The organism is Streptomyces fildesensis (assembly GCF_016107395.1).
Taxonomy (GTDB): Bacteria; Actinomycetota; Actinomycetes; order Streptomycetales; family Streptomycetaceae; genus Actinacidiphila; species Actinacidiphila fildesensis.
Genome location: NZ_JAAIKO010000005.1, coordinates 164,060 through 178,691, shown reverse-complemented (window position 1 = coordinate 178,691; position 14,632 = coordinate 164,060). Strand labels below are relative to the sequence as shown.

At 71.5% G+C, this 14,632-nt stretch carries 11 protein-coding genes; 5 read left to right on the top strand and 6 right to left on the bottom strand.

Translation table 11 applies throughout. The features are described 5' to 3' along the window. The first annotated feature begins 83 nt into the window (after positions 1-83). Complete coding sequence (locus C6N31_RS10730; protein ID WP_138353097.1) at positions 84-878, top strand: metal-dependent hydrolase; 795 nt, start codon at positions 84-86, stop codon at positions 876-878. 74 nt (positions 879-952) lie between these two features. Here the strand turns inward: C6N31_RS10730 and C6N31_RS10725 are convergent, their stop codons facing one another. Next, positions 953-2,734, bottom strand: a complete 1,782-nt coding sequence (locus C6N31_RS10725; protein ID WP_138353098.1) for an ABC transporter ATP-binding protein — start codon at positions 2,732-2,734, stop codon at positions 953-955. Continuing rightward, positions 2,731-4,611, bottom strand: coding sequence for an ABC transporter transmembrane domain-containing protein (locus tag C6N31_RS10720; RefSeq protein ID WP_138353099.1), 1,881 nt, complete (start codon positions 4,609-4,611; stop codon positions 2,731-2,733). The genes C6N31_RS10725 and C6N31_RS10720 overlap by 4 nt, the downstream gene beginning before the upstream one ends. 206 nt (positions 4,612-4,817) lie before the next feature. Between C6N31_RS10720 and C6N31_RS10715 the strand changes: the two genes are divergently transcribed. The 3 genes from C6N31_RS10715 to mscL all read left to right on the top strand — a co-directional run bounded on the left by C6N31_RS10715 (position 4,818) and on the right by mscL (position 8,982). Next, positions 4,818-6,476, top strand: coding sequence for a peptide-N4-asparagine amidase (locus C6N31_RS10715; protein WP_138353100.1), 1,659 nt, complete (start codon positions 4,818-4,820; stop codon positions 6,474-6,476). A 200-nt stretch (positions 6,477-6,676) separates the two neighbouring features. Next, entirely contained in the window at positions 6,677-8,461 is a 1,785-nt protein-coding gene (locus tag C6N31_RS10710) for a carbohydrate-binding module family 20 domain-containing protein (RefSeq protein WP_138353101.1), read from the top strand. Positions 8,462-8,535: 74 nt separating this feature from the next. Next, complete coding sequence (mscL, locus tag C6N31_RS10705) at positions 8,536-8,982, top strand: large conductance mechanosensitive channel protein MscL (protein WP_138353102.1); 447 nt, start codon at positions 8,536-8,538, stop codon at positions 8,980-8,982. Between the two features lie 82 nt (positions 8,983-9,064). Here the strand turns inward: mscL and C6N31_RS10700 are convergent, their stop codons facing one another. Beyond that, the gene (locus C6N31_RS10700) at positions 9,065-9,565 is read right to left on the bottom strand and encodes a MarR family winged helix-turn-helix transcriptional regulator (RefSeq protein ID WP_138353103.1); all 501 of its coding nucleotides are present in this window, start codon (positions 9,563-9,565) and stop codon (positions 9,065-9,067) included. Between the two features lie 153 nt (positions 9,566-9,718). Here C6N31_RS10700 and C6N31_RS10695 point away from each other — a divergent pair, with 153 nt between their 5' ends. Then, entirely contained in the window at positions 9,719-11,536 is a 1,818-nt protein-coding gene (locus C6N31_RS10695; RefSeq protein WP_138353104.1) for an ABC transporter ATP-binding protein, read from the top strand. Positions 11,537-11,553: 17 nt separating this feature from the next. Here C6N31_RS10695 and C6N31_RS10690 read toward each other — a convergent pair whose 3' ends face one another. The 3 genes from C6N31_RS10690 to C6N31_RS10680 are packed head-to-tail and all read right to left on the bottom strand — an operon-like array spanning position 11,554 to position 14,485. Continuing rightward, a complete protein-coding gene (locus C6N31_RS10690; RefSeq protein WP_198357456.1) occupies positions 11,554-12,246 on the bottom strand; it encodes a LutC/YkgG family protein in 693 nt (230 codons plus the stop codon). Continuing rightward, complete coding sequence (locus C6N31_RS10685; RefSeq protein WP_138353106.1) at positions 12,243-13,718, bottom strand: lactate utilization protein B; 1,476 nt, start codon at positions 13,716-13,718, stop codon at positions 12,243-12,245. The genes C6N31_RS10690 and C6N31_RS10685 overlap by 4 nt, the downstream gene beginning before the upstream one ends. Then, positions 13,715-14,485, bottom strand: coding sequence for a (Fe-S)-binding protein (locus C6N31_RS10680; protein ID WP_138353107.1), 771 nt, complete (start codon positions 14,483-14,485; stop codon positions 13,715-13,717). Before C6N31_RS10680 ends, C6N31_RS10685 begins: the two co-directional genes overlap by 4 nt. Positions 14,486-14,632: the final 147 nt, after the last annotated feature.

Here is a 14,632-nt window from a genome sequence, read left to right as displayed (position 1 = left end):
GGAAGATCGCCAACGGTATGGTGTGCCGTCGACTGGGCGTCAACTCCGCCTGCGGGCGGGCCGAAAGGGGCGGGGCACCACACATGATGGGACCGGCACATTCACTTTCCGGAGCGGCGGCATGGCTGGGGGTGGGGGCGGGCGCGGCCGCGCTCGACCACCCCATGCCGTGGCCGACGCTTGTCGTCGGCGCCCTGATCTGCGCCGGCGCCGCTCTCGCTCCGGACCTGGACCACAAGGCGGCGACCATATCGCGTGCTTTCGGGCCCATCTCCAAAGCGCTGTGCGAGATCATCGACAAGCTGTCGTACGCCACCTACAAGGCCACCCGTATGAAGGGCGACCCGCGCCGTACCGGCGGCCACCGCACCCTGACGCACACCTGGCTGTGGGCCGCCCTGATCGGCGGCGCCTGCTCGGCGGCGGCGCTCTTCGGCGGGCGCTGGGCGGTGCTCGGCATCCTCTTCGTCCATATGGTGCTGGCCGTCGAGGGTCTGCTGTGGCGCCAGGCCCGTGCCTCCAGCGATGTGCTGGTCTGGCTTCTCGGGGCGACCGGCGCCTGGGTCCTGGCCGATGTCCTGGACGACCCGGGCAACGGCAAGGACTGGCTCTTCACCGAGCCCGGCCAGCACTATCTGTGGATCGGCATCCCGATCGTGCTGGGCTCGCTCGTGCACTGCATCGGCGACGCCCTGACCGTGTCCGGCTGCCCGATCCTGTGGCCCATCCCGATAGGCCGCAAGCGCTGGTACCCGATGGGGCCGCCGAAGTTCATGCGGTTCCGGGCCGGCAGCTGGGTCGAGATCAAGGTGCTCACCCCGGCGTTCTTCCTGCTCGGTGGAGTCGGGGCACTGGGCGCTCTGGGCTTCCTCGGCTGACGCCCCCGGTTCCGTGCCCGCCGCCGAGCAGGCGGCGGGCACGGAACCCGGGAACGGGAAGCGGCGGGCCGCTCCTAGCCGTGCCAGGAGCGCCACAGGGCCGCGTACGCCCCGTCCGCCTCGACCAGCTGGTCATGGCTGCCCAGCTCGCTGATCCGGCCCTCCTCGACGACCGCGATGACATCCGCGTCGTGCGCGGTGTGCAGCCGGTGCGCGATGGCGATCACGGTGCGGCCCTCCAGCACCCGCGCCAGCGAACGCTCCAGATGCCGGGCGGCCCGCGGGTCCAGCAGCGAGGTCGCCTCGTCCAGCACGAGGGTGTGCGGATCGGCGAGCACCAGCCGGGCCAGGGCCACCTGCTGGGCCTGTGCCGGGGTGAGGGTGGAGCCGCCGGAGCCGACCTCGGTCTCCAGACCGTCGTCCAGCGCCCGCGCCCAGCCGTCGGCGTCCACCGAGACCAGCGCGTCCCACAGCTCGGGATCGTCCGCCCCGGACCGGGCCAGCCGCAGATTGTCCCGCAGCGAGCCGACGAAGACGTGGTGCTCCTGGTTGACCAGCGCCACATGCCGCCGTACCCGCTCGGCCGGCATCCGGGCCAGCTCGGCCCCGCCGAGCGTCACCTCGCCGGTCCGCGGCGCGTAGATTCCGGCGAGCAGCCGCCCGAGGGTGGACTTGCCCGCGCCCGAAGGCCCGACCAGCGCCAGCCGGGTGCCCGGCCGCAGCCGCAGCGACACCCCGTGCAGCACGTCGCTGCCCTCCCGGTAGCCGAAGCGCACCTCGTCGGCGTGCATGTCGCGGCCGTCCGGGATGACGTGCTCGTCCGACTCGTGCTCCTCGACCTCGCGGACCCCGACCAGCCGTGCCAGCGATACCTGGGCGACCTGCAGCTCGTCGTACCAGCGCAGGATCAGGTTGACGGGGTCGACGAGCATCTGGGCGTAGAGCGCCCCGGTGGTCAGTTCGCCGACCGACACCCAGCCGTGCAGCGCGAAGGTCCCGCCGATCATCAGCACCGACGCCAGGATCAGGGTGTGCGTCAGGTTGATCACCGGGAAGAGCACGCTGCGCAGCCACATCGTGTAGCGCTCCCAGCCGACCCAGGTCCTGATCCGCTCGTCGGAGTCCGTGATCCGGCGGGCGCCCAGCCCGTGCGCCTCGATGGTCCGGCCGGCGTCGACCGACTCGGCGAGCGAGGCGGCGACGGCCGCGTACCCGGCGGCCTCGGAGCGGTAGCCGGCGGGTGCGCGCCGGAAGTACCAGCGGCAGCCGACCAGCAGCAGCGGCAGGGCGACCAGCACCGACAGCGCCAGTGGGGGAGAAGTGACGGCGAGCGCGCCGAGCAGCAGCGCGGCCCACACCACGGCGATGGCCAGCTGCGGCACGGCCTCGCGCATGGCGTTCGACAGCCGGTCGATGTCGGTGGTGATCCGGGAGAGCAGATCGCCGGTACCGGCCCGCTCCAGGACGCCGGGCGGCAGCCCGACGGACCGGACGAGGAAGTCCTCGCGCAGGTCGGCCAGCATCCGCTCACCGAGGATCGCACCGCGCAGCCGGACCAGCCGGACGAATCCTGCCTGGACGGCGAGTGCGGCGAGGAAGAGCCCGACCGTGAGCTCCAGATGCAGCTCCCGGCGCCCGGCCGACAGGTCCTCGACCAGCTGTCCCAGCAGATAGGGCCCGACCATGGAGGCGACCACGGCGACCGTGTTGACGGCGACCAGCAGGGTGAAGGCGCCGCGGTGGCGGCGGGCCAGCTCGGTCACGTAGGTGCGTACGGTGGCCGGCGAACCGACCGGCAGCGTCGTCGTCTGCTGCGGCGCGTCCGGATCGTGCTCCGGTGGCTTCACGCCGATCATGCGGATTCCTCGATCCTGGTGTTCTCCACGGCCCCGGACGGGACCACGGACGGGCCTTCAGCGGTGACAGCGGCCGTGACGCCGCCGTTCACAGCGGCGGTCACACCGGCCGGCTCCTCGGTCTCGCGGGTAACCACGGCGCGGTACTGCTGGTCGGCGCGCAGCAGCTCGTGGTGGGTTCCGGTGGCCGCCACCGCACCGTCGGCGATGAAGACCACCAGGTCGCAGCGGTCGAGCAGCAGTGGGCTCGACGTCAACACCACCGTGGTGCGGTCCGCCCTGATCCCCTTGAGGCCGCGCGCGATACGGGCCTCGGTGTGCGAGTCGACAGCCGACGTCGGCTCGTCCAGAACCAGCGCCTCCGGGTCCGCGACCAGCGATCTGGCCAGGGCCAGCCGCTGGCGCTGGCCGCCCGACAGGGAGCGTCCGCGCTCGGTGATCCGGGTCCGCATCGGATCACCGGAGTCGTCCACCGAGGCCTGGGCGAGCGCCTGCAGCACGTCTCCGCACTGGGCGGCCGTCAGGGCGTCGGTGGCGGAAACGTTGCCGGAGGACGGTACGTCGAGCAGCTCGTGCAGGGTGCCGGAGAGCAGCACCGGGTCCTTGTCCTGCACCAGTACGGCGGCGCGCGCCGCCGCCAGCGGCAGCTCGTCGAGCGCCGTGCCGCCCAGCAGGACCGAGGACTGGCCGGCCACCCGGTCCGGGCTGTGCCCGCCGAGCCGGTCGGCCAGCCGCCCGGCGGCGTCCGGGTCCCCGCACACGACTGCCGTCAGCTGCCCGGCAGGAGCGAGCAGACCGGTCTCCGGGTCGTACAGATCACCGGAAGGAGACACATCAGGCGAAGGAGCTGAAGGAAGTGACGGAGATGTATCCGGCTCCACGCCCCGCACCAGCGCCAGCACCCGCGCCGCGCGCTTCGCCGACGGCCGGGAGAAGGACCACGCCATCGCGATCTCCTCGAAGTGCCGCAGCGGGAACATCAGGAAGGCGACGGTCCCGTACACGGTCACCAGCTCTCCGACCGAGATCCTGCCGTCCAGCGCGAGGACCGCCCCGTACCAGGCCACCCCCACCAGCAGCAGTCCTGGCAGGACCACCTGTACGGCGCTGATCAGCGCCCACATCCGGGCACTGTGCACGGCGGCCGTACGGACCTCCTGCGAGGCCTTGCGGTACCGGTCGAGGAACAGCTCCTCGCCACCGATACCGCGCAGCACCCGAAGACCCGCGACGGTGTCGGAGGCCAGCTCGGTGGCCTTGCCTGCCTTCTCCCGCTGGACGTCGGCGCGCTTGGTCGCCGCCGGCAGCAGCGGCAGCACGGCGAGGGCCAGGACGGGGATGGCGGCGGCCACCATGAGGCCGAGTTCCGGCTGGTAGAAGGCGAGGGCCACCGCGATGCCGATGGTGGCGAGGAAGGCGGAGGTGAAGCGGGCGAACGCCTCCACGAACCAGCCGATCTTCTCGACGTCGCCCGCGCCGACGGTGACGATCTCGCCGGCCGCGACCTGCCGGGTGAGCACCGAGCCCAGTTCGACGGTCTTGCGGCTCAGCAGCTGCTGGACGCGGGCGGCGGCGGTGATCCAGTTGGTCACCGCGGTGCGGTGCAGCATGGTGTCGCCGAGCGCGCTGAGTCCGCCGAGCGCCAGCATCAGCCCACCGGACAGCGCCAGCCGCCGGCCGGAATGGTCGACGACCGCCTGCACGGCCAGGCCGACGGCTGCCGGGAACAGTGCGATGGACGCCATCAGCAGAGTGCCCCACGCGGCGGCTGTGAGCTGCCCGCGCAGCTGGCGTTTCTCCAGCCAGAGCAGGAAACGGAATCCCGATCTGACGTCGGGGACACCGGGGTCCTGGAAGGGGAGTTGGCGAAGCGACATGACGTCCCGAGATGCTCTGGATGGGGGGTGCGAAGACGTGCAAGGTTCGCGTCACCGCACGTACCGGGTCAACCGATTTACGGCCGCCACGCCCGGAATAGTCCGGTATCGGCCAAGGTCGCCGGCGGGGCCGTCCCGCGGGCGAGGCGGTCTGTCGCGCGGCGCCCGACCGGGCCAAGCTGTGCGCTGTACTTCGTGGTCATCGCATGACGAGGAGGCACCACCGCGTGGGAAGACGGATACTCGCGGCGCTCGCCGCGGCAGTGGGGTTCGCGCTTTTCGCGGGCCCGGCGGCCGCGGCCACCACCGCGCCCCCGGCAGAGTTCGGCACCGACTGGCACGACCCCCTGACGGCCGCCCCGCCCATCAGGACCCCCGGCGGCCCGTCCTGCACCACCCAGATCGTGGCGGCGCAGTTCAGGGACTTCACGCCGTACACGAGCACGTACACCCCGCCGCGCGGCTGTGGTGACCGCTGGAGCAAGGTCGTGCTGCGGCTGGACGGCCAGGTCGCCGGGCGGCAGTACGACCGGCTGGGCTATCTGCGGATCGGCGGCGTGGAGGTGCTGGACACCTCGACCCCCGAACCGTCGCCCGAGGGCATCGCCTGGAAGGTCGAGAAGGACGTCACGCGGTACGCGGCCGCGCTGCGCGGCCCGCAGCCGGTCGAGATGCTCATCGGCAACGTCGTCAACGACACGTACACCGGCGTGATCGACGTCAAGGTCTCGCTGACGTTCTACCCGGCACGCGGAGCGGGCGGCGGGGACCCGGCGGGAGCCGCGCCGGACCAGGTGCTGACTCTGGCCGGTTCGCACAGTGAGGGCACGGCGCTCGTCGGCGACCTCACCACGCCGCGCAACAGCGAGCGCATCGTCGCCGAGGTGTACGCCACCGGATCCGGCGGCGGCTGCGAGGAGTTCTGGTACCTGGCGGTGCCCGCCGATGTGCCGTACTCCTGCCAGGCCGGTGGTCCCTACCGGGAGGTGCAGCTGCGGGTGGACGGCCAACTGGCGGGGATGGCCGCGCCGTTCCCGACCGTGTGGACCGGCGGCTGGTCCAATCCCTTCCTCTGGTACGTGATCCCGGGCCCGCGCGCCTTCGACGTCAAACCCGTCGAGTACGACCTGACGCCGTACGCCGGCCTGCTCAACGACGGGAAGGCACACCGCGTCGAGGTCTCGGTGCTGGGCGTGCCCGCGGGCCAGAGCGGCTGGAGCGTGCCGACGAACGTGCTGGTCTGGCAGGACGAGCACCGCGCTCATGTGCCGGGCGCTCTGACCGCGCACCAGGAGAGCACCCCGGACACCTCCACCTCCTACCGGCCCGGTGACGAACGGGCCCTCGACGCGACCGGCAGCCACAGCCTGACGGTCTCCGGCTATGTCGACACGTCGCACGGCCGCGTCGCCACCACCGTCCGCCGCGCGCTGTCCGCCACCTCCACCCACCGGTGGAACGCCGACGAGAGCACCGACGCGCTGACCGCCCGGTGGACCGACGACGCGACGGTGACCACGGCCGGCCACGGCCCGGCCACCAGCACCGCGGTACGCCGCGCGTACACGATGGACGGCCGTACGTCGGTCGGCGCGGCCGACCGGCTGCGTACGGTGATGCTGCTCGGCGACCGCGCCGACACCGTGGTGACACGCGGGGGCCGGACCGTCGGCAGGTCACTGTTGGGCGACGTCTACCAGGGCGACGCGTCCTTCACCCTCAATGTGCCGCGCGAGCAGCGGCACGCCACCGGCACCTCGTCCGAGCACTACCGGATACTCGGCTCGGACGCTCCCGGCGGTTGCTACGACCGCCGGATCGCGACCGCGCAGGGCGCGCTGACGGAGGACCGCACGATCCGTTGAACCGGCGCGTGCAGGCGTTTGGAAGAGGTTTCCGCAAGTAGTTGAAAATGTTTCCACCGGTCTCTTGACGTGCTCACAGCCACGGCGGGAAGCTCCTCGGCGGAACCCCGTGGGACGCGGGGTTCCGCACCCCCACCCGGCGGCTTGGCGCGGGCTGCCTTCGAGGGCACAGCTGTGCCCGCACTCCGGAGGAGCCGCTCATGCGATCCCGCACATCCCGGGTACCCCGAACACCCACGCCATCCACGCCATCCCGGACCTTCCGCTCCTCCCGCCGATCCCGGGCCCTGCACGGCGCGCTCGCCGCACTGCTCGCCGCGACCGGCCTCACCGTCGCCGCCCAGCAGCCGGCGCAGGCGACCCCGCCGGGCAGCAAGGACGTCACCGCCACCCTCTTCGAGTGGCGCTTCGACTCCGTCGCCAAGGCGTGCACCGACACCCTCGGCCCGGCCGGCTACGGCTTCGTGGAGGTCTCCCCGGCCCAGGAGCAGATCCAGGGCGCCCAGTGGTGGACCTCGTACCAGCCGGTCAGCTACAGGATCGCCGGACGGCTCGGTGACAGCACCGCGTTCCAGCACATGGTGGCCACCTGCCACACCGCGGGCGTCAAGGTCATCGCCGACGCGGTGATCAACCACATGGCGGCCGGCCCCGGCACCGGGACCGGCGGCACGAACTACTCGAAGTACAACTACCCCGGCTACTACCAGGACCAGGACTTCCACACCTGCCGCAGCAACATCACCAACTACGCCGACCGGAACAACGTCCAGAACTGCGAGCTCGTCGGGCTCGCGGACCTGGACACCGGCAGCGACTACGTCCGCTCCACGATCGCCGGCTATCTCAACAACCTGATCGCACTGGGCGCCGACGGCTTCCGGATCGACGCGGCCAAGCACATCGCGGCGGGCGACCTCGCCGCCATCAAGTCCAAGCTCAGCAACCCGGGCGTCTACTGGGCGCAGGAGGTCATCTACGGGGCCGGTGAAGCGGTGCAGCCGGGCGAGTACACCGGCACCGGGGACGTGGACGAGTTCCGCGCCGCCACCGACCTCAAGCGGATCTTCACGAGCGAGAAGCTGTCGTCCCTGAGCAACTGGGGGGCCTCCTGGGGCTATCTGCCCAGCGTCAACGCGCGGACCTTCACCGACAACTGGGACACCGAGCGCAACGGCTCGACCCTCAACTACAAGGCGGGCGCCACTTACACCCTCGCCAACGTCTACCTGCTGGCCTGGCCCTACGGCTCGCCGAACGTCTACTCCGGCTACGAGTTCTCGGACAACGACGCGGGGCCGCCCAACGGCGGCACGGTCAACGCCTGCTACGCCGACGGATGGAAGTGCCAGCACGCCTGGCCGCAGATCGCCGGCATGGTCGGCTTCCGCAACGCCGTCTCCGGCACCGCGGTGACCAACTGGTGGTCCAACGGCAACAACGCCATCGCGTTCGGCCGCGGCAGCAAGGGCTTCGTCGCGATCAACCACGAGAGCGGCGCGCTCACCCGGACGTACACCACGTCGCTGCCGGCGGGCAGCTACTGCGACGTCCAGCACTCCGGGACCAGCTACACCGTCGGCTCCGACGGCCGGTTCACGGCCACCATCGGCGCCAACGACGCGGTGGCGCTCTACACGGGGGCGACCTGCGCCAGCGGCGGCACGGGCGGCGGCGGGACCACCGACCCGGCCTCCGGCGCCTCCTTCGCGGTCAACGCCACGACCACGCCGGGCCAGAACATCTACGTCACGGGCAACAACGCCACCCTCGGCAACTGGGACACCGGCAAGGCCCTGCTGCTCTCGTCGGCCGCCTACCCGGTGTGGAAGCTCGACGTCGCGCTGGGCGCGGGCACGTCGTTCGAGTACAAGTACCTACGCAAGGACGCCGCCGGGAACGCGACCTGGGAGACCGGTGCCAACCGGACCGCCACGGTGCCCGCGAGCGGAAAGGTGTCACTCAGCGACAACTGGCGCGGGTGATGGTGGGCAGGCGGTCAGGATCAGGGGAGACTGGCACATTCCAGTTTCGTGATCACAGAGGGGATTCCTGAGTTATGAAGGGCTTTCGTACGTTCCTGCTGCGCGGCAACGTCGTCGAACTCGCGGTCGGCATCGTGGTGGGTGCGGCCTTCACCGCACTGGTCAGCGGCTTCGTCAAGGCGTTCCTGACCCCGGTCGTCGGGCTCATGTCGGGAGCTTCCGGCGACTACTCCCGCAAGGCGTTCACCGTCTCGGGAGTGACGTTCCCGTACGGCGCCTTCATCGACGCGACGATCAGCTTCGTGATCGTCGCCTCGGTGATCTACTTCCTGGTCATCCTGCCGATGAACCGGATGCAGGAGCGGTTCTTCCCGAAGGCCGCCGCGGCGCCGATGGGTGAGTGCCCGGAGTGCCTGACCCCGATACCCCAGGCCGCCCGCCGGTGCAGCGCCTGCACCGCAGTGGTCCAGCAGGTGCCTTCCGAGAACGGCGCCGGCCACCGCATGCCGTCCCAGCGCTAGCGGTCGCCGGCGGTTCGCGGTTCCTCCCGGCGGAGGGAACGCCGCCGGGTGAGTTCCACCACGACGCCCCCTCGGGCGCGCTTCAGCAGCGCGGCCGAGGGGGCGCCGCCGCGTCCAGGGTGGCGAGCAGCGCGGTCAGCGCCTCGCGCTGGGGGGTGTCCAGCGGGGCGAGGAGATCCTCGGCGGCGGCCCGGCGGGCCAGCCGCAGCCGGTGCAGCGTCGCGCCGCCGGCCTCGGTCAGCTCGATACGGATCACCCGGCGGCTGGCGGGGTCGGGGATCCTGCGCACCAGGTCGTGCGTCTCCAGCGCGTCCACCAGCGTGGTCACCGCACGCGGAACGACATCCAGCCGCCGGGCCAGGTCCGCCATCCGCGGCGGGGCCTCGCTGTGCGCGACGGTCCGCAGCAGCCGGGACTGGGCCGGGGTGATGCCGAGCGGCTCCAGGTGCCGGCGCTGGGCCCGGTGGAGGCGCTTGGTCAGATTGAGCAGCTGGTCGGCGAGGCGGCCGGTGGTCTCGGCGGCGGCGGACTCCGCCGCGGACTCAGCGGCGGGTTCGGGCGCGGGGGTGGTGCGGGGATCCATGGCCCAAGGATATCAGGATGTAAGTCATTGTGAACATAGGTAACAATGACTTACACTCCTAAAGTCGGCCCGGCCCGGCGGTCTGTGCGGGCACTGTTCCGACACCGCCGGCCCGAACCGGCACCGACCTCCAGCAACCTCCCGAGGAGCCCTTTGCACCCCGACAAAACACGGTGGACGCCACCGCCCAAGGACCCCGACACACCCACCGACGTACGCCGCATCGTGCGGCTCTTCCGTCCCTACCGCGGCAAGCTCGCCTTCGTGGGCGTGCTGGTCGCCCTCTCCTCCCTCGTCTCGGTCGCCTCGCCCTTCCTGCTGAAGGCGATCCTGGACACCGCGATCCCGCAGGGCCGCACCGGGCTGCTCAGCCTGCTCGCCCTCGGCATGATCGCCACCGCCGTCGTCACCAGCGTCTTCGGCGTGCTGCAGACCCTGATCTCGACCACCGTCGGCCAGCGCGTCATGCACGATCTGCGCACCTCGGTCTACGAGCAGCTGCAGCGCATGTCGCTCGCCTTCTTCACCAGGACCCGCACCGGCGAGGTGCAGTCCCGTATCGCCAACGACATCGGCGGCATGCAGGCGACCGTGACGTCCACCGCGACCTCGCTGGTCTCCAACCTCACCGCCGTCATCGCCTCCGTGGTCGCGATGCTCGCCCTGGACTGGCGGCTGACGATCGTCTCGCTGCTGCTGCTCCCGGTCTTCGTGTGGATCAGCCGCCGGGTCGGCCGTGAGCGCAAGAAGATCACCACCCAGCGGCAGAAGCAGATGGCCTCGATGTCGGCCATCGTCACCGAGTCGCTGTCCGTCAGCGGCATCCTGCTCGGCCGCACCATGGGCCGCTCCGACTCGCTGACCCGCTCCTTCTCCGACGAGTCCGAGCAACTGGTCGACCTCGAAGTGCGCTCCAACATGGCCGGGCGGTGGCGGATGTCCACCATCGGCATCGTCATGGCCGCCATGCCCGCGCTGCTGTACTGGGCCGCCGGCCTGACCATGAGCAACGGCGGGCCCGCCATCTCCATCGGTACCCTCGTCGCCTTCGTCTCGCTCCAGCAGGGACTGTTCCGCCCGACCGTGAGCCTGCTGTCGACCGGTGTCCAGGTGCAGACCTCCCTGGCGCTCTTCCAGCGCATCTTCGAATACCTCGACCTGCCCGTCGACATCACCGAGCGCGCCGACCCGGTCCGCATGGACCGCGCCCGCGGCGACGTGCGCTTCGAGAACGTCGACTTCTCGTACGACCCCTCCGGCGCCCCCCGCACGCTGCACGGCATCGACCTCGCCGTACCGGCCGGCGGCAGCCTGGCCATCGTCGGCTCCACGGGTTCCGGCAAGAGCACGCTCAGCTATCTGGTGCCCCGGCTCTACGACGTGACGGGCGGCCGGGTCACGATCGACGGCGTCGACGTCCGCGACCTCGCCTTCGACACGCTCGCCGAAACGGTCGGCGTCGTCGCCCAGGAGACCTACCTCTTCCACGCCTCGGTCGCCGAGAACCTGCGCTTCGCCAAGCCCGACGCGACCGACGAGGACATCGTCGCCGCCGCGAAGGCCGCCCAGATCCACGACCACATCGCCGGTCTCCCCGACGGCTACGACACCCTCGTCGGCGAACGCGGCTACCGCTTCTCCGGCGGCGAGAAGCAGCGGCTGGCCATCGCGCGCACCATCCTGCGCGACCCGCCGGTCCTCATCCTCGACGAAGCCACCAGCGCGCTCGACACCCGCACGGAACAGGCCGTCCAGGAAGCCATCGACGCACTGTCGGCCGGCCGCACCACCATCACCATCGCCCACCGGCTCTCCACCGTCCGCGACGCCGACGAGATCGTGGTCCTCGACGCGGGCCGGATCGCCGAACGCGGCACCCACGACGAGCTGCTGGCACGCGACGGCCGCTACGCGGCGCTGGTCCGCCGTGACGAGCGGCTCTCCACCGCCGAGTTCGCCAAGTCCGCGTAGACCGTCGGATCAGCCGCTCACCGCGCCGGTTCGCCCACCAGGATCACTTCCAGCGTGCGCGGACCGTGCACGCCCTCCACCCGGTCGAGCTCGATGTCGCTGGTGGCCGAGGGGCCGGAGATCCAGGTCAGCGGGCGGGCGGGGTCGAGGCGTTCCATCGCCTCGGGGATCGAGTCGACGATCTGGCCGGGGGCCAGGACCACACAGATGTGATGGTCGGGCACGAGCGTGATGCGGCGCCTGCCCTGGCCCGCGGAGCCGTCCAGCACGATGGTGCCGGTCTCCGCGACGGCCACGGCGCAACCGGTCACCACGCTGTCCACCGCGTCGAGTTCCCGCGCCGTCAGGGCGAGGGTGTCCGCGACGAGTTCCACCCCGGTGAGGGCGGTGAGCCAGCTGTCGGGCAGGCCGTCGGGAACGACGGCGGAGCGGGCGCCGCGCTCGGCGAGCAGCGTGGCGATCAGCTCCGCCAGCCCGTCGGCCGGGCACCGGTGGACCAGCGCGCGGTAGTCCGCGAGATGGACGGCCAGCAGGTCGGCGGTCTGCTCCGGGGTCCGGGTCCCGTGCACCCGCAGATAGTCGCGGTCCAGCGGGACGCTGCCGGGGAGCTCGTCGCGCGGCACATCGGCCAGCGCGCGGCGGATCCGTCCGAGGACCCGCTCCCGGCTGCTCGCACCGCCCGGCCGGCTCACAGGGTTGGGGTGGCTCATGTGTTCTTTCCTTCTCCCCGGGTGCGCTGCCACCAGTCACGGAACGATTCGGCGGGTACGGCCGGCAGTTCGCGGGTGGCGGACCAGGCCCGCCCCGGGCCCGGCAGCCGGGCCGGGTGCAGCCGCCGGGTGCGGGCGGCCAGCCGCTGGCCGGCGCGGAGTGCGGCCGGATGGTCGAGCGTCCAGCGGGCGGCGCGCATCGCGGCCCGCTCGGCGGCGTGCCCCTTGGCCGGCTTGATGACGGCCCGGGTGCCGCGCAGCGTCACCGCTCCGCCCTCGACCACCCGTTCCCGCAGGTGGACCAGGACTTCGGGGATGTCGATCGCGACCGGGCAGACCTCGTAGCAGGCGCCGCACAGCGTCGACGCGTACGGCAGTGAGGCGTCCAGCGCCGAGGCCGTACCGCGCAGTTGCGGGGTGAGGATGGCGCCGATGGGTCCTGGGTAGGCGGAGCCGTACGCATGGCCGCCGGCCCGCTCGTAGACCGGGCAGACGTTCAGACAGGCGGAGCAGCGGATGCAGCGCAGCGCCTGGCGGCCGACGGTGTCGGCGAGGGTGTCGGTGCGGCCGTTGTCGAGCAGCACCAGGTGGAACGTCTGCGGTCCGTCGCCCTCCGTGGTGCCGGTCCAGGTCGAGGTGTACGGGTTCATCCGCTCGGCGGTCGAGGAGCGGGGCAGCGTCTGGAGGTAGATCTCCAGGTCCCGCCAGGTGGGGATGGTCTTCTCGATGCCGACGACCGAGATGAGGGTCTCGGGCAGGGTCAGGCACATCCGGCCGTTCCCCTCGGACTCCAGGACGACGAGGGTGCCGGTCTCGGCCACCATGAAGTTCGCGCCGGAGATGGCGACCTTGGCCCGCAGGAACTTCTCCCGCAGGTGCAGCCGGGCCGCGTCGGCGAGGTCGGCGGGCTCGTCCGACAGCCCGGCGGGCGCCGCCCGGCCCCAGTCGCCCATCCGCTCGGTGAAGATGTCGCGGATCTCGGACCGGTTCTTGTGGATCGCGGGGACCAGGATGTGCGACGGGAGATCGTCGCCGAGCTGCACGATCAGTTCGGCGAGGTCCGTCTCGTAGGCGTGGATGCCGGCCTCGGCGAGGGCCTCGTTGAGCCCGATCTCCTGGGTGGCCATCGACTTGACCTTGACGACCTCGGTCTCGCCGGTGGCGCGGACGAGGTCGGTCACGATCCGGTTGGCCTCCGCGGCGTCGGCCGCCCAGTGGACCACGCCGCCCGCGGCCGTGACCGCCGTCTCCAACTGCTCCAGATAGTGGTCGAGATGGCGCAGCGTGCGGTCCTTGACGGCGGCGCCGGCGGCCCGCAGCTGCGGCCAGTCGTCCAACTCGGCCACCGCCACGGCGCGTTTGGCGCGGATGGTGTGCGTCGCATGCCGCAGATTGCCGCGCAGCTGGGTGTCCTGGGTCGACTTCGCGGCGGCCTCCGGGAAGGCCGGCATCCCCAGATACGTGCCGCTCATCGGACCTCTTCCATCGGGTAGGGGTGCTCCTCCGTCGCGGCGAGGATCTCGGCGATGTGCACCGGCCGGACCGGCGAGCCCTCCCGGGCCAGCGTGCCGCCGATGTGCATCAGACAGGAGTTGTCGACGGTGCAGACGGCCGCCGCCCCGGTGCCGGCGATGTGCCGGGTCTTGTCCGCGCCCATCGCGCCGGACACCGCCGCGTTCTTGACGGCGAAGGTGCCGCCGAAGCCGCAGCACTCCTCCGCGCCCTCCAGCTCCCGCAGCTGCAGACCTCCGACCTTCTCCAGCAAGGCGAGCGGGCGCCGCCCGAGCCCCAGGACCCGCAGCCCGTGGCAGGTGGGGTGGTAGGTGACCGCGTGCGGGAAGTACGCCCCGACGTCGGTCACCTTCAACACGTCCACCAGGAACTCCGTGAGTTCGTACGTCCTGGGCACCACGGACGCCGCCGCTTCCGCGAGGCTGTCGCCGCGCCCCTCGGCGGCGGCCTTCGCCCCGATCCGCGGGTAGTTCTCGCGCACCATGGCCACACAGGAACCCGACGGGGTCACGATGTAGTCGTAGCCCTCGAACGCGGCCGCGTACCGGTGCACCAGCGGTTCGGTCTCGTGCCGGTAGCCGGTGTTGAACTGGGGCTGCCCGCAGCAGGTCTGCGCCGGGGGAAAGTCGACGTCCACGCCCAGCCGTTCGAGCAGCGCCACGGTGGCCCGCCCGGTGTCCGGGTAGAGCATGTCGTTCACACAGGTCACGAAGAGGGCTACGCGCATGGGCTCATACTGCCGTAGCGCGGGAGCAGTGGGAAGCAGACATCGGATGTTTTCTGGCGTGCCGTGCTCCAGTGGCCTCGTAGCGCCCAGGGGGCAGCCGTATCGAGGGCGCCGGGGAAGGCGGGGAGCTCCCGCCGCGAGCGCGAG

Coding starts and splice junctions, on each gene's coding strand:
- C6N31_RS10690 (WP_198357456.1), bottom strand. CDS start 12,246: ATGAGCCACCCCAACCCTGTGAGCCGGCCGGGCGGTGCGAGCAGCCGG.
- C6N31_RS10700 (WP_138353103.1), bottom strand. CDS start 9,565: ATGGATCCCCGCACCACCCCCGCGCCCGAACCCGCCGCTGAGTCCGCG.
- C6N31_RS10710 (WP_138353101.1), top strand. CDS start 6,677: ATGCGATCCCGCACATCCCGGGTACCCCGAACACCCACGCCATCCACG.
- C6N31_RS10685 (WP_138353106.1), bottom strand. CDS start 13,718: ATGAGCGGCACGTATCTGGGGATGCCGGCCTTCCCGGAGGCCGCCGCG.
- C6N31_RS10730 (WP_138353097.1), top strand. CDS start 84: ATGATGGGACCGGCACATTCACTTTCCGGAGCGGCGGCATGGCTGGGG.
- mscL (WP_138353102.1), top strand. CDS start 8,536: ATGAAGGGCTTTCGTACGTTCCTGCTGCGCGGCAACGTCGTCGAACTC.
- C6N31_RS10725 (WP_138353098.1), bottom strand. CDS start 2,734: ATGATCGGCGTGAAGCCACCGGAGCACGATCCGGACGCGCCGCAGCAG.
- C6N31_RS10720 (WP_138353099.1), bottom strand. CDS start 4,611: ATGTCGCTTCGCCAACTCCCCTTCCAGGACCCCGGTGTCCCCGACGTC.
- C6N31_RS10715 (WP_138353100.1), top strand. CDS start 4,818: ATGACGAGGAGGCACCACCGCGTGGGAAGACGGATACTCGCGGCGCTC.
- C6N31_RS10680 (WP_138353107.1), bottom strand. CDS start 14,485: ATGCGCGTAGCCCTCTTCGTGACCTGTGTGAACGACATGCTCTACCCG.